The sequence below is a fragment of the Imperialibacter sp. EC-SDR9 genome (genome assembly GCF_902498805.1).
Taxonomy (GTDB): Bacteria; Bacteroidota; Bacteroidia; order Cytophagales; family Cyclobacteriaceae; genus Imperialibacter.
The window spans coordinates 308,384-333,994 of record NZ_LR701573.1; the positions used below are offsets into that span (position 1 = coordinate 308,384).

Consider the following 25,611-nt stretch of genomic DNA (forward strand, 5'->3'; position numbering starts at 1 on the left):
ATCATGGAGAAAAAGGTACTTATAGTAGAAGATGAACCGCTAATTGCTGATGACCTTTCGTTTCATCTGCAAGATCTTGGTGTCAGCGATATTAAAATATCCGTCAAATACGAAGACGCTCTGAAGAAGCTTACCGAGTCAACATTTGATTTGGTGCTGCTGGATGTAAACCTCTCGGGTGAAAAAGATGGTATAGATGTGGCAAAGTTCATTAATCGCACAAACCCAACCCCGTTTATTTTTATAACCTCTTATTACGATGCGGATACGCTGAGTCGAGCGAAGGAAGTGAATCCTGTTGCTTACATCCTAAAACCATTCAACCAGCAGGATATACAGGTAAACGTTGAAATGGCCTTTCATAAAATCTTGTCTTCAAGGCGAGCCAAACCAGAAAAGTTCTTTATAAAAGACAAGGAAGGTTTGGTGTCGATTGATCCGGAACACATTGATTACGTAGAAGCATTCGATAATTACGCAAAAATTTTTGTTTCGGGTCAATCGCACATCATCAGTCACACACTGAAAAGTATTGAGGACAAACTGCTGGCCTTTGGTTTCGAACGAGTGCATAAATCTTACCTCATCAACTTTTCCAGAATCACGATGATCAGCGAGGGGTACATTTTTTTCGACAAAACAAAAATCCCCATAGGGCGGGCCTATAAGTCAGATTTTATGGCTAAAATTTCCCTTCTGTAATCACATTGTCGTTTGCTTCTGTCGATCACTAAAAAAATCATGTCGTTGGCTAAATAGCGCTACCCGGGTTCACTGCATTTGAGCAACTTGGAATAGTTAAAGGGATTCTAAGAATCCTTTAAATGCTTTCCAATGAAATTTTTAGCCACAATCTTATTTGCGTTTTTAGCAACTACTGCTTACGCCCAGAGCTATTATTGGGTGGGTGGCTCTGGCAACTGGTCCGACTTTGGGAATCATTGGGCGACCTCTTCGGGAGGCTCTACCTTTCACACACAGGCACCTGCCAGTACTGACGATGTTTACTTTGATGCCAATTCTTTTAACGAATCTGGCCAGGCAGTTTCTCTTGATGGCGATGCGAATTGCCTGTCGATGGACTGGACAGGGGTAACAAGTTTTCCTTCCATTGTCGGCAACGGCAACACACTCAACATTTTTGGCTCTTTGACACTGTCACCCGACATGACGGCCAATTTCAAATATGTAGAGTTTGAGTCGACCACCTCAGGCAACACCATCACAACCAATGGTACTTCGCTGGGCTCGATTTCTATCACCCGCTTCAATGGCATTGGAGGAGAATGGAGTTTTCAGGACAACTTTAACACCTACAACTTGTTCATGTCAGCAGGCACTTTGAACACGAATAACAACAATATTAACTCAGGCGCCTACTTTCAAACCGATGGGGCTTCCGCAAAAGTTCTCAACCTTGGCTCATCCGAAATCACAACGGAAAGATGGTGGATGAACGGCACCAACCTGACTATTAACGCAGGTAGTTCAAAAATCATCGTCTCTTCGTTTTATAGCGACATGACAGGTGCGGGCCCCTACACGTACCACGACATTGAGTTTTTTAATTACGCAGATCTGAGGTATCCTTCTGCCTTCAATGAAATTACTGTCTCGGCAGGCCTGGAGGTTGAATTGAGAAGTGGAGATACTTTTACCCTGAGCAGCCTTGTTGCAGACGGCACAAAACATGAGCCTATTATTTTTAAAACAACCTCTACAGGTTCAGAGGCGACATTAAGTAAAGCTTCTGGTTCGGTAACTGTTTCCTGGGTTGAACTGAAAGACATCCATACATCTGGCAGCGCCACATTTACAGCCAACGACGCTGTGGACAATGGTAATAACACGGGGTGGACAATCAACGATGTAACGGGGTCAGACTACTTCTGGGTTGGAAATGGAGGCGATTGGACCGACTACAGTAACCATTGGGCAACCACCTCTGGTGGATCATCTATGCATAGCGACTATCCCGGGCCACTGGACGATGTGTTCTTTGATGCCAATTCATTTACCACTACCGGGCAAACCGTTTTGAATGACCTGAGTGCTGCACACTTCCATGATATGGACTGGACAGGCGTGACCAACCTGCCTACTTTCAGCGCTCCTTATTCATACCCGATTTACCCCCACGGTTCGGTTACTTTTGACGATGGGGTTAATAAAAATGTGTACTCTATCAACTTTGTTGGAGAGGAAACAGGGCTCACTTTTACCGCTGCAAGCACCGGCTACAACAGCTATGTGAGTTTCAACGGCACAGGCAGCTATACCCTAATGGATGATATTAGTACCGGTAGCTTCAATCACTATAAGGGTGCGGTTAACTATAGTGACGTTACCATCGATTGCTCTATAGACTATAGCATTGGTAATGGCAGTGCGGCCGTTGAATTGAACCTGGGTAGCTCGAGCATCAGTTGCCGAGACCTCTCGGTGAATTCTTCTTCCTCTCCTGTAGTCAACTTCGGCACCTCCACAATTACAATAGAGCGTGACTTTTATGGCTATGGTATTGAGCTTAACGAGGTGGTTTTTAATGGAAACGGGACGATCAAAGGTTCTAATAGTTTTGAGGTACTTACGATTGAAGCTGGCTCATCAATAGCACTTCAGCAGGGCACTACCCAAACGATTAATCAGGCGTTCAACTTAAGTGGCACTAAGGCCAGTCCTATCAACTTTAGCTCCGATCTTTCCGGTTCTCAGGCCACCGTTTCCATGGCGTCTGGCACGGTAGACGCCACTTATCTGGTGCTGAAGGATATCGCCTCTACCGGTGGAGCGACCTTCAATGCTGCCGAAACCATTGACAATGGGAATAACACAGGTTGGAATATCTCAGAACTGACCGGGTCTGAATACTACTGGGTGGGAGACGGAGGCAACTGGTCGGACTTCGCCAACCATTGGGCAACCACTTCCGGCGGAAGTACATTTCAAACCACGGTGCCTGGTGTTTTGGACGATGTGATATTTGATGAGAACTCGTTCAGCTCCGCCAGCCAAATTGTCACGCTGGATCAGAATGCTAACTTCCACGACATGACATGGCTGGGCGTAACTAACAGCCCGTCATTTATTGGAACCACCAAAACCATGAATATTTACGGCTCACTTACACTGGACGACGGAATGAGTGTGAATGTAAAGAACTACTATTTTCTGTCGGACGAGGCAGAGACTATTACTGCCAGCGCCACAGCTCCGGGAGACAATGCCTATATGTATTTCACAGGCGCAGGCTCATGGGAGTTTCAATCTGCACTTTTGACAAGAGAATTCCATCAATACAGCGGCGCCATTGATTTCAACAGCAAAGATATTTGGATTGATTTTGCTCTTTATTTTTTCGGGAGTGAAAGCAAAACAATGGTGCTGGGCACATCAGACTTCACTACAAGGACTTTAACTGTTGGCTCTGCCACAAACCTGTCTTTCGATGGCACAGATGCTGAACTGAAGGTGAGTTCACAGCTTGACTTCTATGATAACGTAACCAACGACATCAATCTTGGCGATGTGTCTTTTGAGTTCCTCACTTTCAGCGATGAATCATCAGTTTATGGAAATCTCAATTTGGCTACCCTTACCATAGAAGCTGGCAAGAAGCTGAAAATTCAAACAGGAGCTACTTTAACAGTTGGCGATCTGGTGGCCGTCGGAACTTCTGATGACCCCATCATAATTACTTCTGTCAACAGTAGTTTGACATCGACCATCAGCAAGTCGTCAGGGACTGTCGATGCCTATTTTCTGGAATTGCAGGACATCACTGCTACGGGCGGCGCCACTTTTAACGCCTACAACTCTGTAAACAACGGCAATGTTATCGGCTGGACTTTCCACAAAGAGCAACAGACCATCGATTTTCCTGAAATAGCTGATAAGGCCTTTGGTGATCCGGCCTTTGAGCTCACTGCCACTGCCACCTCTTCACTCACAGTAGTGTTCGAAATAGTTTCCGGCCCGGCTACTGTAGATGGTACTACTTTAACGATGACAGGAGCAGGGACTGTCCAGGTAAAGGCCACCCAGGCTGGTAATATTGATTATGATCCGGCACCATCTGTCACTCGCACCTTCAGCGTTTCAAAAGCGAGTCAGGGACTGGTATTTGATACGCCAGCGTCAAAAGTTTACGGAGATGCAGCCTTTGACCTTATCTTCACAGCCGGGGCCACAGGTAATACTGTAGTTTTTGAATCCTCTGATGAGACAGTGGCGACCATTTCTGGCTCAACTGTAACAGTTGTCGGCGCTGGTACAACCACCATCACGGCCAGTCAGAACGAAGACGATGACTATGCTGCTGCTGTAGTAGAGCGAACATTTACTGTGAACAAGGCGGCTCAGTCTATCACATTTAATCAACTCTCAGAAAAGACGATTGGAGACGATTCATTTGAGCTGGAGTCTACAGGCGGTGATTCAGGCAACCCTGTTACTTTTTCATCATCCGACGAGCTTGTTGCAACGGTATCTGGCAGCACCGTGACCATTGTCGGCGTTGGAACAACTGCAATCACCGCCAGTCAGGAAGGTGATGATAACTATGAAGCAGCCGAGCCGGTTGAGCAGGTGCTTACGGTTACGGCTGTGCCAAAACTGGCGCAGACAATTACTTTCGGTGAAATCGAAGCTAAAACATTTGGTGATGCCGACTTTGACCTTAATGCAAGTGGTGGAGATTCAGAAGTGCCAGTGACCTTTGTTTCTGCAGACGAAACTGTAGCAACCGTTTCAGGTGCTATTGTTACCATTGTTGGTGCTGGCTCCACTACTATCACTGCTACTCAGGCTGGTGATGATATTTACGAAGCAGCAACGCCTGTAGAACAAACCCTGACTGTAGGTAAGGCTGCTCAAACAATTAGTTTCGACGAAATTCCATCTAAAGCATTTGGCGCTGCTGCTTTTGAGCTTCCTGCTACTGGAGGGGCTTCTGGTATGGCCGTTTTGTTCACATCGTCTGATGATGGGGTAGCGACCATATCCGGCACAACTGTAATCATTACCGGTGCGGGGACGGCCACAATCACCGCCAGCCAAGCCGGAAACGATAACTACATGGCAGCTGAAAGTGTTGAACGAACCCTTGCTGTCAGTAAAGCAGATCAAACAATTACCTTTTCCAACATAGATGACTTTGACCTGGATAATGGTGTTACCCCGATTTTTTTAGAGGCCACTGCTTCAAGTGGCCTCGGGGTAAGTTTTGCGATGGACGGCCCTGCTACGCTTAATGGTGTGGAATTGACTCCAACAGATATTGGAACCATAACTATAACAGCTTCTCAGGATGGAAATAATAACTATAATGCCGCTCCGACAGTGATAGTGGAATTTTCCGTGACTAGTTCTTCGGTAGCAACAGGAGTGAAAATTTTCTCAAGCCACTTAAAATTCTATCCCAATCCTGCGAATCAACTGCTTACAGTTGAGTGGAATGAACCGATGGGAGGCCAGTTAGAAATAAGAAACTTAGCAGGCAGCTTGATCTTGCAACAAGATATTATATCCGACGACAACGCAATCGACCTTGCCTCAACACCTCCGGGTACTTATCTCCTCATAGTGAGGACGCCCGGAGGTGTAAAAATTATTAGCCGTCTGATCGTAAAGTAGAAATACTGTGCGAATAGGCAGCGTTGAAAGGGGTGTTCTCGTAGAACACCTTCTTTTTTGCCCTAATGTGAGGCACTTCACTATAGACCTCTCAACACTAAGTACTCCGGGGTCTCCATTCTAATCTTTTTGGTAGTTCTTAATTTTATTACGTACTTTGCGTTACGTACTTTACGTTACGAATAGTTCGTAATTATTGAATTATCATGAGGCCATCAGCGAACCCTTTTATTGTTTCGGGATATCATAGCCCTGAGCACTTCTGTGACCGGACTCAGGAACTGGCCTGGATGATGGAGCAATTTGATAACGAGAGAAACACAGTGCTTTATTCGTGGCGCCGCATGGGGAAGACGTCGTTGATCAGGCATTTTTTCTACCATCTGGATAAGAGCAAAAAGGCAGACACCGTATTTGTTGATCTTTTGGGAACCTCAACACTGGGTGAAGCTAACAAGCGGATTGCAACTGCCATAGTCCATCAGCTAAATGATACCAGCAAAGGAATAGGGGCTGGTTTACTCAAATTCATTGGCTCTATTGGCGCCACTTTTGGCGTTGACCCACTTAGCGGAACCCCTCAGGTAACTTTTGGCCTTGTTCCAGATCAGTCTGTGCCATCCTCCCTGGAAGCTATGGGCAAATACCTGGAAGCAAGGAAGAAACCCGTGATGATCTGCATTGACGAATTTCAACAAGTAGTTAATTACCAGGAGGAGCACGCAGAGGCCACGTTTCGCACCTGGATGCAGGAATTTCCGATGGTACGCTTCGTATTCAGTGGAAGCCACCGGCAGATGATGGAATCTATGTTCAGTGAAGCATCGAGGCCTTTTTATAGAAGTGCTCAAATGCTGAAACTAGAGGCTCTTCCAGTTGCAGAGTATTCAGATTTTATTTCGGTTCGATTCAGCAACGCTGGGAAGGTGATCGGCACGGCCTTTATCGATAGAATTTTTGAGTGGACGAGGCGGCAAACCTACTATGTACAGCTGGTTTGTAACAAGCTGTATGGAAGGAGCAATGTTGTCGACCAGAAGGTACTCGATGAAGTGCTTGCAGAAATTATTTACCAGGAGGTGCCAATTTTTTCTACGTACCAGCAATTGCTTACTACCTTTCAATGGAAATTGCTGATTGCTATTGCCAAATCAGAAGAGGTGGAGAATCCACTTTCTCAGGAGTTTTTGGGTAAGCATGGCTTTGGAGCGGCAAGCTCAGTGAGTTCAGCCTTACAGGCGCTGACAAAAAAGGAGTTCGTCATTGTAAATGATGGCAGACATACCTTGCACGATACTTTACTTATGCGTTGGCTTCAAAATCTGTAGCACAAAGGGCAACTAAGCTTGCAGCTAGCCATCAGTCTTGCCAATACTCAGCCATCTTTCTCCTCACAAAAGCCACGCTCCTTTCTAGCTGATCCATGCCGTCGACGCCATCCTCGATGCTTATCCTCCCATCGAGTCTTACGTTTTTTAGGCCTCTGATAATAGTACGGTCTTTGAAGGCCTTTCTTTGATGGAGTCCTAAGTTATCCCTTTCAAATTTAAGCATTTAGTTAGATGTGATATAATACAAAAAGTATTTTGTATTATATTTTATAATTTGTATCCGATTAATATATTTGTCATATAACCTAATATATCAAGTATGACCACAAAATCGATACGGCTTGATGCTGAGCTAGAAGAAAAAATTAAATCAAGCGAGGACAATTTCTCTCGATTTGTGAATTTCCTTATCAAGGATCATTTTCGAGGGAATGCCTGGATTCCGAATATGTCGATCCACGATTACGCCGGAATTTCGCCTAAAGATCTCTTGGAAAGAATGAAAGCGGTGAAATACTTTAGGGTTCGAGATAATGCTCTTTGCTTTACTTTTTACCCATCAACCCAAGAAGAGCTTCTGGTGAATAAGAACCTCCATGCCTACGCTAATGGTAGTCATAATGCCTTGCACGATAGATACATATATTTCAATGTAGAGTACCCCGTCGATTTCTATTTTTTTCTAATATCACATGAATGGGTTGTTATTGAGAAAGTTATTGAAAGTTATCTAGCCTTTTTGTTTTGGCATAGTGATGACAATGAAAAGAGTATAATGGAAAGACAGGTTGAAAGGACAACATTCACCAATGCAATCAAATTATTTAATTCTGAATTTCAGGAAATTAATAGTTTATGGTTGGTGTTCGCAGAAAACAATGATCCTATTGCTAAGGAGAAATTCTCGAAAGCTTTTTTTAAAAAGTTGATTGATTTAGGTATTGATCCCATTATTTTTCCTTATGTATCAGAAATAACTCATTTCCTACATCACCCTTTTTCGTTTGTCGATCACATAAGCCCTAAGTCCAGGCAATTTGAAGTAGCTGTGAAGTCAGCTTATCTACGTGACGTGTATGATGAAAAAGATGATTGGCAGACCATCGTTATGAAGGGCAGTTCGAAAGATGATTTGCAGAGGTCAGAAAGTTTAGAAGAGCCGTTTCGAAATTGGGAATCGAAGTATAGATATTATCATTCTAGACCGACTACTAGTTAAATGAGCGAAGATATGTTAACGGTCAGTCGTAAGGCCTCCGTTGCATTCTTACCCCGCTTTAGTCTCAAGAATGGGAGTCAAAGGTTTAGCGGGGTTTATTACGAACATTAGCACACTGCCAGCACGTAGTTGAAAGTCGAAGGTGATATTATTGGTGGATTCACGCTTTTTTATGTTTTGAACCTCGAGAAGCCTCTACAGGAGATGTTTTTTGATTAATGGGGGACATTCTATGTTCGTGAGCTATCTTCAAAACGGGCTAGAGGGCTTAAAGCTCAGGCCAGGTCATCACTCTCCCCAGTATTCTCTCATCTTTCTCCTCACAAAAGCCACGCTCCTTTCCAGCTGATCCATGCCGTCTACACCATCCTCGATGCTTATCCAGCCGTCAAAGCCTACCTTCTTCAATTCCGTAAAAATGGCATCATAGTCGTTCAGTCCTTTGCCGATCTCTCCATGACTAAGACGCTTTGCATACCCCACGGCTCCTCCTTCTTCATTCCGCAAATCTTCAATGGATCCGTATTTCAAATACCGGTCGCTGGCATGCATCGTCACCACCCGGTGCGAAACCCGCTTCAGTAGCTCGCTGGGGTCTTCCCCAGCCAGGTAAGTATTGCTTGGGTCGTAATTCACTCCAAAATTTGGATGGTCGATGCTTTCAACCAGTTGGCAGAAAACGTCAGCTTTTTGGGCGAACTCAGGATATTCCCAGAAGTCATCCTTATAGTGATTCTCAATAATCAATGTGATGCTTCTTTCCTCTGCGTATGGTAGACACACCTCAATGCAATCGACAGCCAGCTTCACACCTTCATTGATAGTGAGCTCGGGCCTTTTTTGTCCGGAAAGAACACGACAATAGCTGCCTCCAAGGGCATAAGTCATGTCAATCCAATGTTTTTGCTTCTCTATCTCTCTTTGCCGAAAGCCACTGTCGGGGTGGGTGAAATCGGGAGAGCAGCACATCATCGGAATCACCTTCCCATGTCCTTCAACTTGTTTTCGGAACTCAGACCAGTTTTTTTCATTGGCCATCTCCAGAAACCCTGCATACCATTCTAGTCCGTCGATATCAAGTTTTACGGCCAGCTCAATCCATTCTGAAACCGTCATTGTTCCGTCTTTGCAAAGGGCTTGCATAAAAGCTTTGGGGAAAGCAGCGATTTGAGGCATAATCTATTTTTTCTTTGGTTTGATAGTAGTGGTGTCTTTAGGTGGGTTTCTGCCCATGAAGGGATACTGCTCCAGATCCACCACCTGCCCGCTGATAGGCCCACTTTCATCAGCAAGCCAGTAAACGGCGGCGGCGGCAATTTCTGCTGGTGCCAATATTCTGCCTGCTGGCGCATACACGTCTGGCAGGTCTTTGTACCAATCATCGGCCAGACCATGCTCCCGTTTGCGGATGGTTTCAACTTCTGTGAGCACCCATCCAGGATTGATCTGGTTCACTCTCACTCCGTCCTCCCGGTGGAGGGTGTCGCCCAGGTTGCGGGTCATGGTCATCAAAGCACCTTTGGAAATGCTGTATGCCAGGAGGTTGGGTTCGCCACTCCAGGCATTCACCGAGCCAATATTAAGTGCACAGCCTCTGTTCATTCTCAGCTCTGGCAATGCGGCTTTGATGAGGTTAAATGGTGCGATGGTATTGACCTCAATGACTTTGCGAAGAAAAGCAGCGTCGGTCGTGTGAATGTTGGACGACAGCACACTGGCCGCATTATTAACAATAGCATCCAGCCTGCCGAAGGACTTGATGGCTAAGTCTACCAGCCTCTGGGGTGCTCCTTCCTTGCTGATGTCTTCTATGTGCAGTCTCGCATGCTCCTTGCCAATGGCCTTCAACACGGATTCGCCCCAGTCTTTTTCTAGGCCATGAAGGATGACGGAGGCCCCTTCTGCCACACATCGCAAAGCAATGGCTTTGCCGATGCCTGTGGTGCTCCCCGTAACAATTATTACTTTGTCCTGTAGTCTCATGTTTAAACAGGTTTCAAAACGCTTTTCACAATTTCGTGGTGGTGCATTTTTTCAAATGCTTCCAGCCAATCGGTAACGGGCCACACACCACCGATGATAGGTTTTACATTGAGCGACCCGCTTGCCAGCAAGGCAATAACCCGCTCCCAAACAGGCCAGTTGTGGCTGAAGCTTCCCTGTAGTGTTACATTCTTTTGCACAATAGGATCTAGTGAGAACCCAAGTGGGGTAGGCCCCCAGCCGACTTTTGTAATTTGACCCTTAGGCCGCACCAAATCAAGAGCGATTTGAAGAGAGTCGCTGACGCCAGCCGCATCCACCACACAATCGACTCCCATGCCGTCGACCTTTTTCGCCCATTCGGAGGCATCTCCAATAATTGTTTGGAGACCGTACTTTTTGGCAATTTCCAACCTCTTTTTATCTGCCCCCAACCCAATAATGGCTACTTCAGCTCCACAAAGTTGAGCCACAGCGGCGCAAAGAATACCGATGGTGCCTGGGCCAATTACGACCACTCTGTCGCCTGGTTTGATTCGGCTGTTTTCCACTACGGCATTGTAGGCAACGCAGCAAGGTTCTGTAAGGCAAGCCTCTTCGAAGGATAGCTGAGCAGGCACATTGTGCAGGCAACGGGCCGGCACCTTCACATACTTTGTCATAGCGCCATTCACACCATAGCCAAAGCCCTTGCGATTAGGGTCGAGGTTGTAAAAACCCCTTCTTGACATGGGATTGTTTTGATCGATCACCGCAGCAGTTTCGCTCACTACCCTGTCGCCTTCTTTCCAATCAGCTACTCTTTTCCCCACCTGAGCAATATGCCCACCAAACTCATGCCCCAGCACTACCGGGTAGTTAACAGCCCAGCTATGATCCGACGTCCACTGGTGGAGATCGCTACCACAAACACCGACATTCGCCACTTCCAGCAGCACTTCGTCTTCTCCGATCACAGGCTGTTCAACCTCCCTTATTTCTACCGAGCCTTTTACCTCTGAGTAGTTGACTACGGCTGTAGATTTAATGCTTCCCATTATTTTATTTGTTGTGATGTGTGTTTTGTTTGAGGCGGGTGTCTCCACACGCCTCGGATCATTTTTTCGATATGGTATTTCTTTTGCAGTTATTGCCTATTGGCCGCAATTTTGATTTCTACCTCCCCATAGCCGTGCACTTTCTCGCAAATCAGCCTCAGTGAGCTTTCCAGATTGCCATCAGCTGTTTTAAAGGCATCGGCGTCAATTGTCAACGGAGCACCCAAAACAACCAACGGAGCTCCAAATTCAGGGCACCGAATCGCTTGCTCCAAACTTAATCCGCCCACCGCTTGCACCGGGATGCTTACCGCCCCAACGACTTCTCGTAGTTGATCCAGCGGACTAGGCATTCTTTTTCCTGCCGCCGCTATGCCTCTTCGTTCATCATAACCGATATGATGGACAACATAGTCACAACCAAGGTCTTCAAGCCACTTCGCCCCCTCTACCATATCAGGGCAGCCAAGGTTGTCGCCCATTACTTTGACACCAAAGTCTTTCCCAGCCTGCACCACGCATTTAATGGTTTCTTCATGAGCCCTGGCCATTACTACCACGTGGGTAGCACCAGCTTTGGCCATCATCTCAGCTTCCAGATAGCCACCATCCATGGTTTTGAGGTCAGCTACTATTGGGGTGCCGGGAAAGGCTTCCCTCAGTTTTCTCACTCCATGAAGCCCTTCAGCCAATATGAGCGGCGTGCCCGCTTCCAGCCAGTCGACACCTGCCCGCAGTGCCATGGCAGCGGTTTCGAGTGCTTCGGCTATATCGGTAAGATCAAGGGAGATTTGTACAATGGGTTTCATAGAAGGATGTTCGTTGTAGTCGAGGTTGGAAAGGTTGGCCGATCTCAATAAGGTTGAATGGGGCCTGAAGATGGAGGTGCTTTTTTTGGTTTGGCGGCTAAAACCACAGCGAATTGGAGAAAGGCGTGGAGGCGAAGCCTTGTTGGGAGCGAAGCAGAATTCATAGGTGTTGCAAATTAGGGTAGGTCATAATTTAGGAACTAATTCCATGAAAATCCCTGAAATTATGTGGAAAGGTGCCACACGGTTTTGTAGGAAGAAAAACAACACTTTTTAAAAGTGACGAACAAATTTCTAGGCTTTAGCTATATTAGCACAATCAACCGATAATATGAAAGCCTTTCTTTTAAGTCAAAAGCGCATTCTTTCATCAGTCAGCCTGGGTGTACTGATTGCAGGTACGCTTATTTTTGTGTCATGTGGTTTGGACGACGAAAACCCTACCTGTACTGGTTGCACAGCTGCAAGCCCATGGTCAAAAGCCGGAGCCGGTACCTGCTATGCTACGCAAACCGATTGCGAAAGAGCCGAAGGAGGTACCTGTGTGATCTGCAACTAGTAGCTGCTATTTGATCGACTGCTGTGCCTTATCTATAATCATGTCTGCTAATTGACTAGCATCTTTTGACGTTGCCTCTACATCAGCAATTTTCTTTTTGCCCTGAAACACTGCACCGATTGCTGATATATTCTCTCCGTCTTCGGTATACCTTCCCCTGATCACATAAGCTTCCGGGAACGTTTTTACGTCAACAAACATCACGCCCGCCTGGCTGTTCTGACCTTCAAGTTTCTTTAAGCGCTGGTCTATCAATTCACCCAGCTGTAAGTCATCAATAAACGATGCCTCGTTTTGGAAAAGAGACGCCGCCACGGCTGGCCTGTTGGCCTTCAACGCAATTTGCTTTCGCTGCTCCCCGTTGAGTTCCCCAATGTCGAAAGTGTTGAGGTCGTTAGGCACTCTCACTTCTGGTTTTTGAATGCCGCCAATTTCTGAGGCCAGCTCGGGTACTTTTTGCGAAGCAAAGTTGAACAGGCTGATAATGTCAATGTATCGGTCTTCTCTTAAGGCAGGCCCCTTCATTCCGTATAAAAGGGAGTAAGTGAGGAGGCCCTGATCGAAAGCAGAAGCCTCGTAACTAACTGCATCCGCAGCCGACCCGGCAATGATATAGAGCCCTGTCCGATCTTTCAGGGTTTCAAGCGCTCTTGCTTCTTCGGAGCTCATGGTGAAGCTGCTGCCCGAAAGGTTCTGTGCCAGCTGGCCCGAATGACAGGCATCAATGATAAGCACCTGCCGGATAGTAGGCACTTCCATAATCAGCTTGGCGATCTCTTTGCTTGATAGCGAAAAATTAGCTCTCTCTTTATTGCCATTGACTTCCATGCTCGAAGCATCAGCTGTTAAGTAATAAAAGTCAGCATCTTCTCCCTTATCGGCCACACCGTGGCCCGAAAGATAAACAACGAGATAGTCGTTTGACGTAGCCACATTTTTGATTTTTGCCAGCTCCGAAACGAGGTTCGCTTTTGTGGGCTTTTCGTGGCCTGGGAGCGTTGAAAGCAATTTGACGCTCACATTCTCTTTTCCAAATCGACTCTCAGAACTCAGCTTTATGGCTCCATAAAAGTCTTCGGCATCTTTCGCAGCGTATTTCAAATCCATGTCATTTCCCTGGTAGTCCGAAACCCCCGCCACTATGCCATATACTTTAGGAGGTGTGGCACCACCAACTTTGTTCTCGTCAATCAGGTACACACTCTTCTCAGGGCTCGATAGGTAGCCATCCTCGTTGTATGCCTTTACGGTGATTTTGTTAAGCCCTCCTTTTTTAATGTAGGGGTGGTTTTCAATGCCGTAGTCGAAGCTGGCAAAACCATCTGTAGTGGTTGACACATCTCTCGACTCATTAATCACCTCCTTGCCATTGATAAAAATTACAATTCGCCCGATACCACCTCCCTGGTCATTCAGATTGATGCCCAGCTTACCGTCATTTTGTTCAGGGTGTGACAGTTTGATTTCCGGGTAAAGGTCAAAGCCGTCCAGCTTAGGAGATAGCCGGATGGGATCTGTATGAAAGCCAAGTAGTTTTGGTAAAAGGTAAGGCTCATAAAATTTGTCTTTCATTTGCTCCAGAGCAATGGACTCCTTACCAACCGAATAATGCATAAGAGAAATAGCTTCTCTTGAAGCATCGAACAACCCATCGCCAGCCACCACCGCCCAGTCAGCGGCACTTAAAGGCGTTAGGGTTGCCAGCTCCTTCTTGTCGCTCAACGACCAGCATTTGATCAGCCCATCGAAACCAGAGGAAAAAAGCACTTCTCCAGAGCTGCTGAATGCCAGCCCTGAAACAGCTGCAGAATGGCCTTTGAGTTGGAAAGTTTCAGCACCTTTTTCAAGATCCCAGAAAGTGATACTGTAATCTCCCTGGCTGCTGCCCTTACTGATCACATTGGAGAGCGTAACAAGATGTTTGCCGGTCGGATCAAACTTCAACCTTGTAATTGTTTTGCCATCAGGTACGGCAATCTTTTTCACCGCCTTACCACTGCCCATATCGATAAGCTGGAGGCTGGTTCCTTTGTTTTTAACAACGGCCCCAATCCATTTTCCGTCGGCGCTTACTTCGAAATATTGAAGCCCCTCAATTTTAATAGCATTTTGTTTTTTGAAGTTCTCAGTATCATAGAACGTAATGCCGGCCGAGGCATCCTGAGCCAGTAGCAGCTTCCCGTCGGGCGTTAGCCGTTGGTCAAAGCTTTCTTTCAGCTTGATTACTTTGGGCTTCTTCCCGCTCTTAATTGAGAAAATGCCTGTGCCATTGTCTACTTTTTTGATGATGCGCTGGTCGTCGGACGTCACTTCCAGGTAGGGGTAGGTCAGTTGCTCACCCGTAGCTCTGCTATATACTACTGCGTCATATTTGGTGTCCCAGGCAGACACTGTTCCATTTTGTTGCACACCAGCCAGCAGATACTGGTTGGTTCCGAAAGCAAGTCCGATAACTGGTGCAGAGGCAGTTTTGAGCTGTTTTGGAGCGGTGGCGCCTGTCAGGTCGAAAAGGACGACGCCATCGTTTCTGCCGACTGCCAGCTGCGTGCCGCTTTTATTAATCGCCAGAGAAAGGATTTTGGAAGCTAGGCCGACAAAGGCACCATTGTACTTTCCGGTGGTCAGGTCATAGGCGTGAATGCCCCCTTGGTAGTCAGGTAGAAATAGTTCTCTCCCATTGGCCGAAAAGATCGCTGTTTGTAGCCCGATGGCACTGCCTGATTGTTCGAGTAAAGCTGTTGGGATTTGTATTTTGTCAGAGGCTTCTTCACCACCGGACAGCGGATAAAAGTGGAGGTTCCTGGCGCTGCCTCTTCCGGTTAATACCAGCAAATCTTTCGATGCATGCATACTGATAATTCTTGGTAGAGGTGACATGGCTTGGGAGATGGTTTTGCCGTTTTGAAAATTGGTCACTTCGCCGTCTCCTGTCACATAAACCCAGGAATCTTCTTCTGCTCCTGGCACAATGCCCGTTACCGCTTTCGCCGAATTGGTGACAATGGTAGCTACCTCACCACCCTGTTGGCGCATGCCCAAAGTGCCATCAGCGCAACCGAGAGCAAGCTTGCCTGCAGCGTTCCAGGTGAAGCTGGTAATTTTCTTCTCCTTCAATTCAACAGTATAAGCTTCCTGAGGCTTGTTGGCTGTAATCAACAATAGCCTGCCAGTTGTGGTAAGTGCACCCAATAATTTTCCTTCTGCATCAAATTGAATTTGAGTAACATTTCCCTCTATATCGGCAATACCTGAAATTTTCCAGTCCGACTGATGACGGATCACAATTTTGCCAGCCGCATCTGCTGTAGCGAGATATTTCCCATCAGCTGAGGCACTAATTGACGTAATGGCGCCACTGTGGCCTTCCAAAAAAGTGAAGACTGTTTTTGTCCGGATATCCCAAACGGTAACGTCCGAACCACCATCAATACTGTACAGATAGGTGTTGGAGGGATCCGTTTCCAAACCAATCACCGGGTTGGTGTGGCCAATCGGCACAATAAGCTTAGGGAGCTGTGCCCCAGCAACGAATGAAGTCAAGAAAAATAGGAAACTTAGGAGGAGTCTCATGACAGTATGTTTTAAAAAGTAAGACCTGATAATGCAATTTAGCTAAAAGTATGCCGCAATGTATTGTGCTTTATTTTTAACTTGTAAAGGGTAGCTATCTCAGATTCCACAACGAATTTGGGGATGACCGCCAGAGACATAACAATCGGTTAATAATTATTTAAAATGCACTTTTCTTCGTTTTGAAAAGAAGGCCTTTACTTTCCTGTTTCATCCCAACCTAACCAAATGAACGAAGCCAAATTAGTCTACAGAAACCTCGATGAATTGTTCGAAAGAGCCCCGTCGTTTCCAATTGACCAGAAGAGCAAGATTGTCATTTTTAGCGACCTACATATGGGAGACGGAAGTTCCAAAGACGACTTTCTTCCCAATTCCAGCCTCTTCATTCAGTCGGTAAAGGACTACTATATCCCTAAAGGTTTCTCCATGGTTTTGAATGGAGATGTAGAGGAGCTTCAAAGATTTTCTCTTAAGAAAATAGCAAAGCAATGGGCGGAAGTTTATGAGCTCTTTGATGAAATAAATAGGAACAACTTGCTCATAAAAACTGTCGGCAACCATGACCTCACGCTGGTAACCGAACCGGAGCAGCCGTTCCAATACGAACTGTACGAGTCGGTTAAGCTGATGTATAAAGATAATCCGATCTTTATTTTTCACGGCCACCAGGCTTCCAAAAAATATCAGAAAAGCAACAGGCTTATTGGCTTTACGCTGAAATACATAGCCAACCCGCTTCGAATCAAAAACTTCTCTGTGGCGCACGACAGCCGAAAGCAATACAAAATTGAAAGGCGGGTTTATAATTACTCAGTCTTCAATAAGATTGCTTCTGTGATTGGTCACACGCATCGCCCGCTGTTTGAATCACTGTCAAAAGCGGAAAGACTCAAGTACAAAATAGAGCAGCTATGCAGGGAGCTTGTTGGACTGAAGGAGGGGGAGGAGTCTGTGATTCTGAAGAGCATTAAGGCCTATAAAAGGGAGTTGAAATCTATTTACAGCAAGAAGCTCCCCATTCTGGAAATAGGCAACCTGTATCATTCCATTTTTCACATTCCCGTTCTTTTTAATTCAGGCACAGTCATCGGGAAGCGTGGCATCACCTGCCTCGAGATTGAGAATGGATCCATTTCTCTTATTCATTGGTTCGATAAAAAAGCAACCGAAAAATACCTGAGACAAACTGGCTACAATCCGGAGCAGCTCGAAGACACGGATTTTTACAGAATGGTCATTAACAAAGAAGACTTGGATTATATCTTCACCCGGATCAAGGTTTTGTCTTAATGGCGAAATGCCAGGAATGAAAAGCGGAAGGTTGTTTTGCTGGCCGCAGTTGCCAATCCATCTATCTTGACAGCAATTTACTGAGGCTTACTTCTTCTTTCACATTCACAGGATATCTCGACGACCAGCCTGCGATGCTTGTTTTAATTTCGCCGGTAAATTGCAAGGGCACTTTTTTGCCCAGCAAATAGGCCAAGCCATCTTTTTCAACAATTCTCTGGATATCAGCCATGACCAGTATGCCCTGAAATGGGACTACAAATTCCTTTTTTGCACCCGCCTTTACTACTTTAACCTCCCTTAAAGAGGCCACCTTAGTCGACTCAATTTCGATCTGTAGCTGAATTTCTTTAATGCTTACACCAAAAGAGTTCGGGTTGTATAACAGTGCTTCCCCTCTAACTTGTGTTTCGTTGTTGACAACGGGGCCGAAAGTGAGCTTTTGGAACCTGATCAGCTCAGCGGGTTCTGCTTGCTTGCAACTCCAGCCCAAAAAAAAGATTGAACAAAATATTAAATTATTTACCAGGGCTTTTCTCATAGTTCCGTTTCGTGGCTCAAATTAAAAGATTATTTTTCGGCTATCTAATTCATTTTCAAATTCGAAGAAGGTCAGTCGGAATAACGCTATTCTTCCTCAACCGTTTATACCTGTTCAAATTCGTCGAAATCTTTATGTCAAACATTTCCACAAGGTCTTACTCAAAAATGATGCGCAATATTTTATGTTTTGGTTTAGCAGCCTTTTTATTTTCATGCACACCTCAGGTTCCATCTTTCGATTGGCAAGGCCACCGGGGTGCAAGAGGGCTAATGCCTGAGAATACTATTCCGGCTTTTTTGAAGGCCATGGAATACGATATCAAGACACTTGAGATGGACGTGGTCATAACGGCCGACAACATGGTAGTAGTGTCTCACGATTCATTTCTGTCCCCAACTTTCTGCACCGACTCTTTAGGCAACTCGATTGCGGAAGGGTCTGAAATGAAATGGAATATTTATCAAATGAGAAGTGATGAGCTCGCAATGTTCGACTGCGGCAGCAAGCTTCACCCAGGGTTTCCAGATCAGGAAAAGATGAGCGTTAATAAGCCGCTGTTGTCGGAAGTGTTTAAAGCAGTGGATCAATATGCCGATGACAAAGGCCTCAACATTCCTTTCTACAATATCGAATTGAAGTCAGACGAGGAGGGAGACCATATATACCACCCTGAACCAAGCGTTTTTTGTGAACTTGTGTACGCTGAAATCAACGGCAAGGTGCCTTTCGACAAATTGACCATCCAGTCATTTGATTTTCGGATACTTCGTTATTTTCATGAAACCTACCCTGAAGTCAAACTTTCTGTGCTCATCGGGAATGACCTGTCCGTCGAAGAAAACCTTAGCCAGCTAGGCTTCATCCCGGCAGTTTATAGCTGCTATTTCAAAAAATTGACGCCGGACGATGTCACTTTGCTACACGGCAAAGGCCTACAGGTAATCCCCTGGACGGTGAATGAGGTGAAGGAAATGCAGGAGCTCATCAAAATGGGTGTGGACGGCATTATCACCGACTACCCTAACCTGATCGAACAGGTAGCTTCATAATTATCAGGTATTCACTACCTTTGCCCGCTGTAAAAAATAGCTGTTGATATAAATGAAAAAGACTTACGACGTTTTTGGTATCGGGAATGCTTTGGTGGACATTGTGTTTGATGCTGATAATAGCTTTCTGGAAAAATATAAAGTAGAAAAGGGCTTGATGACGCTGGTGGATGAAGCCCGTCAACATGAACTTATTGAAGCACTTCACCTTGACGAGAACATGATGCAGTGTGGAGGCTCAGCAGCCAATACCATTATCGGCACAAGTCAGTTTGGCGGAAAATGCTACTATGCCTGCAAAGTTGCCAATGATAAATTTGGCCACTTCTACCTTGAAGACCTTCGGAAAAACGGCGTCGATACCAACCTGACTGATGCGACAGCCCCGGAGGGAATCACTGGAAAGTGCCTGGTAATGGTGACCGAGGATGCAGATCGGACTATGAATACATTTTTGGGGATCACGTCTAATTTTTCCAATGCCGAAATCGATGATAGAGCCTTAAAGGACTCACAGTACCTCTATATCGAAGGCTATCTGGTGACAAGTGAGACAGGCCTTGCCGCTATGAAACACGCCAAGAAAATTGCCGAAGAAAATGGAGTGAAAGTAGCGTTGACTTTCTCTGACCCAAGCATGGTAAAGTACTTCAAGACTCAAATGGAAGAAGTTGTGGGCGCAAGTGTCGATCTGCTCTTTTGCAACGAAGAGGAGGCCATGCTTTTCACCGGCAAAACCAACATTCTCCATGCCCGGGAGGAATTAAAAAAGGCAGCAAAAAAATTCGCCATCACGCAAGGCAAAAACGGCGCCATGATTTTCGATGGAGATACCTTCATTGATATCGAGCCATACAAAGTAAATGCCGTGGACACTGTAGGTGCCGGCGATATGTTCGCAGGCGCATTTCTTTATGGAATCACACATGGCCACTCAATTGCCGAAGCCGGAAAAATGGCCAGTTTGGCCTCGTCGAAAGTGGTTTCGCAGTACGGCCCCCGGTTAGAATGGCACCAGGTAAAGGAAATAATGAATCACCTGTTCGAATAGCTTAGCGTATCAACCAACCCTTAAAAAGAGAAGACTCAACGGCCGTTGGGTCTTTTTTCTTTTCAAGAGAGTAGCTTTCGTAAAATGGCCCGCCAGTCGGAATAGAAAGATCAATAGTCCTACCATATCTTTTGATTCTAATTGTAGAATCGGCCGCAAAAACAGCGAGCATTTTGTCGACGTCAGTTTCTGAGTTCACATTCACAATCTCATCATCGACTGACAGCATTTCGAATGCTCCGCTTTCAGGATGTACATGAGAAACCACCAACCTGTCTGCATCAGCCCTCACTTTGAAGCCCAGCTCCCTTTCGTGAAGAGCGTCAGGTAGCTTCTTTTGCAGAGCCAGCCCAAACTGGTCAGCCAGAGTGCCGAGTTCATTTTCAATTATCTCATTTCCATCTACAAACTTTTCAAAAAAATCTTGCAGCGGGCGAGCGGCTAATTTTTCTGCAATCTTTTGAATATCGTTTTTCTCGTAGGGCTTTCTAGATTTATAAAAATCGTCCCAAAGAGCCCGCATCACGTCGTCCATCGAATACTTGCCGTTGCTGGAAATCCTGATGGTGAAATCAAGCATAAGCGCAATGATGGCCCCCTTCACATAAATCGAAACCTTTCTGTTAGGCACACCAGCCTGGTAGCCGTCCAGCCATAGATCAAACGACGACTCCGCCACCGATTGATTGAACCTGCCAAAGTTTTGAAAGTGACGGCTGAGAAGTTTATTCAACTCATTCAAATACCACTGTTCGCCGTAAACGCCACTCCTTGCCAACATCAGGTCGCCATAGTAGGTAGTGAAGCCCTCCGCCACATATCCAGTCTCAAAATAATTCTCCTTCGAAAAGTCATACGGCTGAAGCTCTGCAGGGCGAATCCTGGTAATGTTCCATGCATGGAAAAGCTCGTGCGACGATATACCGAGTAGCTTTTCATAGAAGCTCGCAGTGTGCTCTCCGGTGCACGGCCCTAAAGTAATGACCGTGGAATTGGCATGCTCCACACCATGATAGGCCGGGTAGGGCAGAAATTGAAGTAAAAAATGATAGTCTGTAACCGGCAAGTCACCAAAAAGCCGCAATTGAGTGGTTGTAAATTTTCGGAAGTCCTCCAGCATTTGAGCCGGTTTTACATCCGTCAATCCATGATGCCAGATATGAAAAGTGATGCCGTCAACTTCATAGGTCAGGTGAGTTAAGGAGGGGCTTGCAATAAACGGGCTGTCGGCCAATTCGTAAAAGCTTTCAGCCAGCAGCCGGTGGCCTTCTTTTTTCAACCCAGTGGCCACTTCATAGTGGTCCGGGAGTTCCAGAAGCAATTCAACCGGCTCTGTCATTCTATCGGGCAGATACATCAAACAGTTGACAGGGTTTACATAAAGCTGGTCATCATGAAGCCATGAACTGCCGGCATCCATTTTATAAGCATAGTATTGATAGCTTATCTCAATGGACTGCTTAACATTTACAAGCAATGACCAACTGCTCTTGTTTAACTTTCTCATGGGCAGAAGCCCATCCGTCGAACCTTTTGCTGAAACACGTAAAATATTCTTTGCAAAATCCCCTAACTCATAGCGGCCCGGCCTCCATGTTGGCAGCCTAACTTCCACGTTTTGGGCCGTATTGGCCTCAAAAGTCATAACAATATTTATAAGGTGGCTGAGCGGGTTGTTGTAACTAGCTATATATCTGATCATTTTTTAATAATTCCCAACTATTCTTTCTCTTCCTTGTTTGCAATTAATTAAAAGCTCTTTAACTTTGCAGCCCGTAATTTTTCTGAAGAACTACAATTGTATGCCTCGGAAAGATACTTTAAGTTAGGCAAAGAAGAATAGATAGATATGAAAAGGACATTTCAGCCCTCAGTAAGAAAGAGAAAGAATAAGCACGGCTTCAGAGAAAGAATGTCGACTGCTAATGGTCGTAGGGTGTTGGCTGCCAGAAGGGCCAAAGGAAGAAAAAGACTGACTGTGTCTGACGAGCGTCGCCACAAGAAATAAATCTTCACTGCTTTTATGAAGGAGCAGGAATATAAAAGTCTACCTGCTACCTTTTCAAAGTCGGAGAGGTTAAAGAGAGACAAGCGTATTAAGGAACTTTTCCAGAAAGGTTCCTCTTTTTTTTTATACCCCCTTCTTATCAAGTATATGGAATCCCCTGTTCCTGAAGGGGTTAATCAAATTCTTTTTTCAGTTTCGAAGAAGAACTTTAAAAGAGCGGTAGACAGAAACCTGCTTCGACGCAGAATGTTCGAAGCTTACCGGCTGCACAAGCATACACTCCGATCCCTGCCTGATCAGGAGAATTTCCTCTTAATCGCCTATATTTACGTTGGTAAAGAAAAAGCCACCTATCAACTTATCGAGCGTCAACTTATTGCGGCGTTGAAGCGTTTGAATGATGTAAAAAGTGCAAAAACATAGCAAGTCTATGAAACAAAGAATTATCAGAGGCAGTTTGTTGATGCTGGTTATTGGAGGAGTTTTTAGCCTTTCATTTACTGAGCCAGACGACAAATATTTTCAGATAGCCAAGAGTCTGGATATTTTTGCCACACTTTTTAAAGAGGTGAATACCTACTATGTTGATGAGGTTAGCCCTGATGATATGGTGAAAAGTGGCATCAATGCTATGCTCAGTTCACTTGACCCCTACACAGATTTTATTTCAGAAGACGAGTATGACGATTTTCGTACCATCACCACGGGCCAGTATGGCGGGATAGGTGCACTGGTCGGGAAGAGGGACGGCTATAGCACCATCATTATGCCCTTTAAGGATTTTCCAGCCTACCGGGCAGGCCTTCAAATAGGCGACAAGGTGATCAAAATTGATGGAAAAGACATTGTAGGGAAGTATTCAGACAATATCAGTGACCTTTTGAAAGGCCCTGTTAATACCCCCATTGTTTTGACAATTGAAAGATACGGGGTCGAAAAAGCTTTTGACGTGCCACTTGTCAGGGAAAAGATCACCATCAACAACGTCCCGTTCTATGGCCTTTTTCAATCCGATATCGGCTACATCCGGCTGTCTGACTTCACCACCGACGCAGGCAAAGAAGTAAGAAACGCATTAACTGATCTCAAAAAACACGGCGCAAAATATATTGTGTTGGACCTAAGAGGAAACCCAGGTGGTTTGCTCGACGAAGCAATCAATGTATCTAATGTATTTGTTAAAAAAGGATCGGAGATCGTAACCACCAAAGGCAAAGTGAAGGATTGGAACAAAACTTACAAAGCCTATCAGGATGCAGTTGACACCGAAATCCCCTTGGCTGTTTTGGTGAACGGCGGCAGTGCTTCGGCGGCGGAAATTGTTGCAGGTGTTATTCAAGACTACGATAGAGGTGTTTTAGTCGGGAGAAGAACATTTGGAAAGGGGCTCGTTCAGGCCACCAGGCCCCTGGCCTACAATTCCCAATTAAAAATTACTACAGCCAAATACTATATCCCAAGCGGTCGATGCATTCAGGCGATCGACTATGCCCATAGAAACCCAGACGGAAGCGTGGCAAAGATTCCTGACTCGCTGATGGTGGCTTTTAAAACATCAAAAGGTCGGGTGGTCTTCGACGGTGGTGGCGTTAATCCCGACATTACAGCAGAAGTGATTGAGTATGCGCCGGTCACTCTTGGCCTGGTCAATGGCAATCATGTCTTCGACTATGCAACCAAATATCATTTTGAGCACAAGACCATCCCGTCTCCGGCCACATTTAAATTGTCGGATGAGGAATTTGCCAGTTTTAAAAGCTGGCTTGCTAAACGAGATTTGAAGTACTCAAGCGCCATGGAGAGGTCACTTGATGGGTTTGAAGCTTCCGCTAAAAAGGAGCAGTATCTCACACCGCTGGAAAATGAAATACAGCAGCTGAGAAATCAGTTGAATAAGATGAAGAGCTCAGACTTAGAACATTTCAAGGATGAGATAAAAGACGTGCTTGAAGAAGAGATATTAAGTCGCTACTACTTCGAGGCAGGCATTATCGAATCTTCTTTCAGCTATGATCCCGATATTCTCGAGGCTGTAAAGCTTTTCCGAGCTGAGGGGAGGTATAGTGAGCTTTTAAATCCAACCAACTAAACATGTCCGTAATTTTATGTTTGGAGACAGCCACGACGGTTTGTTCTGTGGCGGTTTTTGCCGACAAGCAGTTGTTGGGATATCAGGAATACAGAATAGACAAGTCACACTCAAACCTGTTGCCTTCTATTATTGATACTACTTTGCACGGGTTGTCTCTCAGCAAGGCTGATCTGACGGCCATCGCCGTCTCTGAAGGCCCTGGCTCATACACTGGCCTTCGGATAGGCACCTCTATTGCAAAAGGCTTGTGTTACGCATTACAAGTTCCGCTACTGGCTGTTAACACGCTGCAAGCCATGGCAGCAGAGGTGAATAAGTTTAATACGAAAGACGCTTTATTGTGCCCAATGATAGATGCCAGACGAATGGAAGTGTATGCTTGTGTAGTTAATTCGACGGGACGAGTTGAACAAGAAACTTCGCCACACATAATAGATGAGAATTCATTTTCAGAATACCTTGACAAACAGGAGGTTTGGTTTTTTGGGAATGGCTCCGATAAGTGTAAAAAACTGATCGGTAAAAATGTCAACGCCGTTTTTATATCCAACCTAGTGCCTTCTGCGAAGGCCATGGGAGAGTTGGCATATGAACAGCTACTGTCCAAATCTTATAAAGACCTGGCGTACTTCGAGCCATTTTATTTAAAAGAATTCAGAGCAACCAAACCAAAATCCGTCAGCTAGTGTTCGAATAGTTCAGAGTATTTTCCCATGGAACAACCAATTATTAATAGAGTTGCAAGCAGTTCTTTAATATCTCTCGACCTGGCGGAGTTTATCCCTAAGGGAGAAAGAGCAGTTTTTGATTTGAAGGATTATCTTTTTCAGGGAATGATCCTTAGAGAAAAAGACTTTAGACTTGCCATTAAGGAATTTGATTGGTCAGTCTTTCTGGGTAAGTCAGTCGCTATTTACTGTTCAACTGATGCGATTATACCCACATGGGCTTATATGTTGGTGGCCACTAAGGTAAATGCTATTGCTGCTCTCAGTGTGAAAGGCTCCCCTGAAGAGCTGGAAAAGAAGTTATTCCTACAAGAGTTAGAGAAAAAAGACTGGTCAACTTTCGATGGAGCCAAAGTAATTATCAAAGGTTGCAGCGATTTGGTCGACCCTGATTTTTCTTTTTTCGAAGCTACGCAAAAGCTAATTCCCTGGGTTTCAAGTCTTATGTACGGAGAGCCTTGCAGTACGGTGCCAGTGTTTAAAAAAACATCATAAATAATTGCTCATGCCTCTTGTATATTAAAAGCAGTCCACTACTTTTGCAGTCCCATTTGAGGGAAACGCCCTCAAAAAGTTTACTGACCTACTGTTCTATTCCTTCAAAAAATATTTATAAAATAATTTTTGGATTTAGGGAAAAGAAGTGATTACCTTTGCATCCGCTTTCAGAGGCACGGCCAAAGAAAGAGGTGGCAACGAGGCGG

General features: G+C 45.4%; 21 protein-coding genes. 13 read left to right on the forward strand and 8 right to left on the reverse strand.

Translation table 11 applies throughout. The features are described 5' to 3' along the window. The first annotated feature begins 3 nt into the window (after positions 1-3). From GC130_RS01385 to GC130_RS01395, 3 genes are all read left to right on the forward strand, one after another. A complete protein-coding gene (locus tag GC130_RS01385; RefSeq protein ID WP_151996446.1) occupies positions 4-702 on the forward strand; it encodes a LytTR family DNA-binding domain-containing protein in 699 nt (232 codons plus the stop codon). 132 nt (positions 703-834) lie between these two features. Then, positions 835-5,634 carry a T9SS type A sorting domain-containing protein gene (locus GC130_RS01390; RefSeq protein WP_151996447.1) on the forward strand — a complete coding sequence of 1,600 codons (4,800 nt, stop codon included), beginning with the start codon at positions 835-837 and terminating at the stop codon, positions 5,632-5,634. Positions 5,635-5,840: 206 nt separating this feature from the next. Next, entirely contained in the window at positions 5,841-6,962 is a 1,122-nt protein-coding gene (locus GC130_RS01395; protein WP_151996448.1) for an ATP-binding protein, read from the forward strand. Between the two features lie 31 nt (positions 6,963-6,993). Here GC130_RS01395 and GC130_RS29190 read toward each other — a convergent pair whose 3' ends face one another. Next, positions 6,994-7,188: a hypothetical protein gene (locus GC130_RS29190; protein ID WP_370455724.1), complete on the reverse strand. Its 195-nt coding sequence runs from the start codon at positions 7,186-7,188 to the stop codon at positions 6,994-6,996. A gap of 96 nt (positions 7,189-7,284) precedes the next feature. Here GC130_RS29190 and GC130_RS01405 point away from each other — a divergent pair, with 96 nt between their 5' ends. Next, entirely contained in the window at positions 7,285-8,184 is a 900-nt protein-coding gene (locus GC130_RS01405; RefSeq protein ID WP_151996449.1) for a hypothetical protein, read from the forward strand. 288 nt (positions 8,185-8,472) lie between these two features. Here GC130_RS01405 and GC130_RS01410 read toward each other — a convergent pair whose 3' ends face one another. The 4 genes from GC130_RS01410 to GC130_RS01425 form a co-directional block, all read right to left on the reverse strand. Continuing rightward, positions 8,473-9,360, reverse strand: a complete 888-nt coding sequence (locus GC130_RS01410; protein ID WP_151996450.1) for a sugar phosphate isomerase/epimerase — start codon at positions 9,358-9,360, stop codon at positions 8,473-8,475. Positions 9,361-9,363: 3 nt separating this feature from the next. Further along, entirely contained in the window at positions 9,364-10,167 is an 804-nt protein-coding gene (locus GC130_RS01415) for an SDR family NAD(P)-dependent oxidoreductase (RefSeq protein WP_151996451.1), read from the reverse strand. 2 nt (positions 10,168-10,169) lie between these two features. Beyond that, on the reverse strand, positions 10,170-11,204 hold the full coding sequence (locus tag GC130_RS01420) for a zinc-binding dehydrogenase (RefSeq protein WP_193217725.1): 1,035 nt from the start codon (positions 11,202-11,204) through the stop codon (positions 10,170-10,172). 89 nt (positions 11,205-11,293) lie between these two features. Further along, positions 11,294-12,013 carry an orotidine 5'-phosphate decarboxylase / HUMPS family protein gene (locus GC130_RS01425; protein ID WP_151996452.1) on the reverse strand — a complete coding sequence of 240 codons (720 nt, stop codon included), beginning with the start codon at positions 12,011-12,013 and terminating at the stop codon, positions 11,294-11,296. A 331-nt stretch (positions 12,014-12,344) separates the two neighbouring features. Between GC130_RS01425 and GC130_RS01430 the strand changes: the two genes are divergently transcribed. Beyond that, positions 12,345-12,572, forward strand: coding sequence for a hypothetical protein (locus tag GC130_RS01430; RefSeq protein ID WP_151996453.1), 228 nt, complete (start codon positions 12,345-12,347; stop codon positions 12,570-12,572). A gap of 6 nt (positions 12,573-12,578) precedes the next feature. Here the strand turns inward: GC130_RS01430 and GC130_RS01435 are convergent, their stop codons facing one another. Then, positions 12,579-16,142 (reverse strand): caspase family protein, encoded by a 3,564-nt coding sequence (locus GC130_RS01435; protein WP_151996454.1) that lies wholly within the window; start codon positions 16,140-16,142, stop codon positions 12,579-12,581. A 228-nt stretch (positions 16,143-16,370) separates the two neighbouring features. Here GC130_RS01435 and GC130_RS01440 point away from each other — a divergent pair, with 228 nt between their 5' ends. After that, complete coding sequence (locus GC130_RS01440; RefSeq protein WP_151996455.1) at positions 16,371-17,435, forward strand: metallophosphoesterase; 1,065 nt, start codon at positions 16,371-16,373, stop codon at positions 17,433-17,435. Between the two features lie 61 nt (positions 17,436-17,496). Here the strand turns inward: GC130_RS01440 and GC130_RS01445 are convergent, their stop codons facing one another. After that, positions 17,497-17,976, reverse strand: coding sequence for an LEA type 2 family protein (locus GC130_RS01445; protein ID WP_151996456.1), 480 nt, complete (start codon positions 17,974-17,976; stop codon positions 17,497-17,499). 170 nt (positions 17,977-18,146) lie between these two features. Here GC130_RS01445 and GC130_RS01450 point away from each other — a divergent pair, with 170 nt between their 5' ends. Together GC130_RS01450 and GC130_RS01455 are read left to right on the forward strand one after the other, a co-directional pair. Continuing rightward, positions 18,147-19,028: a glycerophosphodiester phosphodiesterase family protein gene (locus GC130_RS01450; protein WP_151996483.1), complete on the forward strand. Its 882-nt coding sequence runs from the start codon at positions 18,147-18,149 to the stop codon at positions 19,026-19,028. A 52-nt stretch (positions 19,029-19,080) separates the two neighbouring features. Further along, positions 19,081-20,079: an adenosine kinase gene (locus GC130_RS01455; protein WP_151996457.1), complete on the forward strand. Its 999-nt coding sequence runs from the start codon at positions 19,081-19,083 to the stop codon at positions 20,077-20,079. Between the two features lies 1 nt (position 20,080). Here the strand turns inward: GC130_RS01455 and GC130_RS01460 are convergent, their stop codons facing one another. Further along, positions 20,081-21,781, reverse strand: coding sequence for a M61 family metallopeptidase (locus GC130_RS01460; protein ID WP_151996458.1), 1,701 nt, complete (start codon positions 21,779-21,781; stop codon positions 20,081-20,083). A 147-nt stretch (positions 21,782-21,928) separates the two neighbouring features. Here GC130_RS01460 and rpmH point away from each other — a divergent pair, with 147 nt between their 5' ends. The 5 genes from rpmH to GC130_RS01485 are packed head-to-tail and all read left to right on the forward strand — an operon-like array spanning position 21,929 to position 25,402. After that, the gene (gene rpmH, locus GC130_RS01465) at positions 21,929-22,087 is read left to right on the forward strand and encodes a 50S ribosomal protein L34 (protein WP_151996459.1); all 159 of its coding nucleotides are present in this window, start codon (positions 21,929-21,931) and stop codon (positions 22,085-22,087) included. Positions 22,088-22,102: 15 nt separating this feature from the next. Then, positions 22,103-22,510: a ribonuclease P protein component gene (gene rnpA / locus GC130_RS01470; protein ID WP_151996460.1), complete on the forward strand. Its 408-nt coding sequence runs from the start codon at positions 22,103-22,105 to the stop codon at positions 22,508-22,510. A 7-nt stretch (positions 22,511-22,517) separates the two neighbouring features. After that, complete coding sequence (locus GC130_RS01475; protein ID WP_151996461.1) at positions 22,518-24,176, forward strand: S41 family peptidase; 1,659 nt, start codon at positions 22,518-22,520, stop codon at positions 24,174-24,176. Between the two features lie 2 nt (positions 24,177-24,178). Then, positions 24,179-24,865 (forward strand): tRNA (adenosine(37)-N6)-threonylcarbamoyltransferase complex dimerization subunit type 1 TsaB, encoded by a 687-nt coding sequence (gene tsaB / locus GC130_RS01480; RefSeq protein ID WP_151996462.1) that lies wholly within the window; start codon positions 24,179-24,181, stop codon positions 24,863-24,865. 27 nt (positions 24,866-24,892) lie between these two features. Then, positions 24,893-25,402 (forward strand): DUF2480 family protein, encoded by a 510-nt coding sequence (locus GC130_RS01485; RefSeq protein ID WP_151996463.1) that lies wholly within the window; start codon positions 24,893-24,895, stop codon positions 25,400-25,402. Positions 25,403-25,611: the final 209 nt, after the last annotated feature.

Coding starts and splice junctions, on each gene's coding strand:
- GC130_RS01455 (WP_151996457.1), top strand. CDS start 19,081: ATGAAAAAGACTTACGACGTTTTTGGTATCGGGAATGCTTTGGTGGAC.
- GC130_RS01425 (WP_151996452.1), bottom strand. CDS start 12,013: ATGAAACCCATTGTACAAATCTCCCTTGATCTTACCGATATAGCCGAA.
- GC130_RS01450 (WP_151996483.1), top strand. CDS start 18,147: ATGCGCAATATTTTATGTTTTGGTTTAGCAGCCTTTTTATTTTCATGC.
- GC130_RS01420 (WP_193217725.1), bottom strand. CDS start 11,204: ATGGGAAGCATTAAATCTACAGCCGTAGTCAACTACTCAGAGGTAAAA.
- GC130_RS01460 (WP_151996458.1), bottom strand. CDS start 21,781: ATGATCAGATATATAGCTAGTTACAACAACCCGCTCAGCCACCTTATA.
- GC130_RS01395 (WP_151996448.1), top strand. CDS start 5,841: ATGAGGCCATCAGCGAACCCTTTTATTGTTTCGGGATATCATAGCCCT.
- tsaB (WP_151996462.1), top strand. CDS start 24,179: ATGTCCGTAATTTTATGTTTGGAGACAGCCACGACGGTTTGTTCTGTG.
- GC130_RS01405 (WP_151996449.1), top strand. CDS start 7,285: ATGACCACAAAATCGATACGGCTTGATGCTGAGCTAGAAGAAAAAATT.
- rpmH (WP_151996459.1), top strand. CDS start 21,929: ATGAAAAGGACATTTCAGCCCTCAGTAAGAAAGAGAAAGAATAAGCAC.
- GC130_RS01385 (WP_151996446.1), top strand. CDS start 4: ATGGAGAAAAAGGTACTTATAGTAGAAGATGAACCGCTAATTGCTGAT.
- GC130_RS01430 (WP_151996453.1), top strand. CDS start 12,345: ATGAAAGCCTTTCTTTTAAGTCAAAAGCGCATTCTTTCATCAGTCAGC.
- GC130_RS01475 (WP_151996461.1), top strand. CDS start 22,518: ATGAAACAAAGAATTATCAGAGGCAGTTTGTTGATGCTGGTTATTGGA.
- GC130_RS01390 (WP_151996447.1), top strand. CDS start 835: ATGAAATTTTTAGCCACAATCTTATTTGCGTTTTTAGCAACTACTGCT.
- GC130_RS29190 (WP_370455724.1), bottom strand. CDS start 7,188: ATGCTTAAATTTGAAAGGGATAACTTAGGACTCCATCAAAGAAAGGCC.
- GC130_RS01445 (WP_151996456.1), bottom strand. CDS start 17,976: ATGAGAAAAGCCCTGGTAAATAATTTAATATTTTGTTCAATCTTTTTT.
- GC130_RS01410 (WP_151996450.1), bottom strand. CDS start 9,360: ATGCCTCAAATCGCTGCTTTCCCCAAAGCTTTTATGCAAGCCCTTTGC.
- GC130_RS01485 (WP_151996463.1), top strand. CDS start 24,893: ATGGAACAACCAATTATTAATAGAGTTGCAAGCAGTTCTTTAATATCT.
- GC130_RS01415 (WP_151996451.1), bottom strand. CDS start 10,167: ATGAGACTACAGGACAAAGTAATAATTGTTACGGGGAGCACCACAGGC.
- rnpA (WP_151996460.1), top strand. CDS start 22,103: ATGAAGGAGCAGGAATATAAAAGTCTACCTGCTACCTTTTCAAAGTCG.
- GC130_RS01435 (WP_151996454.1), bottom strand. CDS start 16,142: ATGAGACTCCTCCTAAGTTTCCTATTTTTCTTGACTTCATTCGTTGCT.
- GC130_RS01440 (WP_151996455.1), top strand. CDS start 16,371: ATGAACGAAGCCAAATTAGTCTACAGAAACCTCGATGAATTGTTCGAA.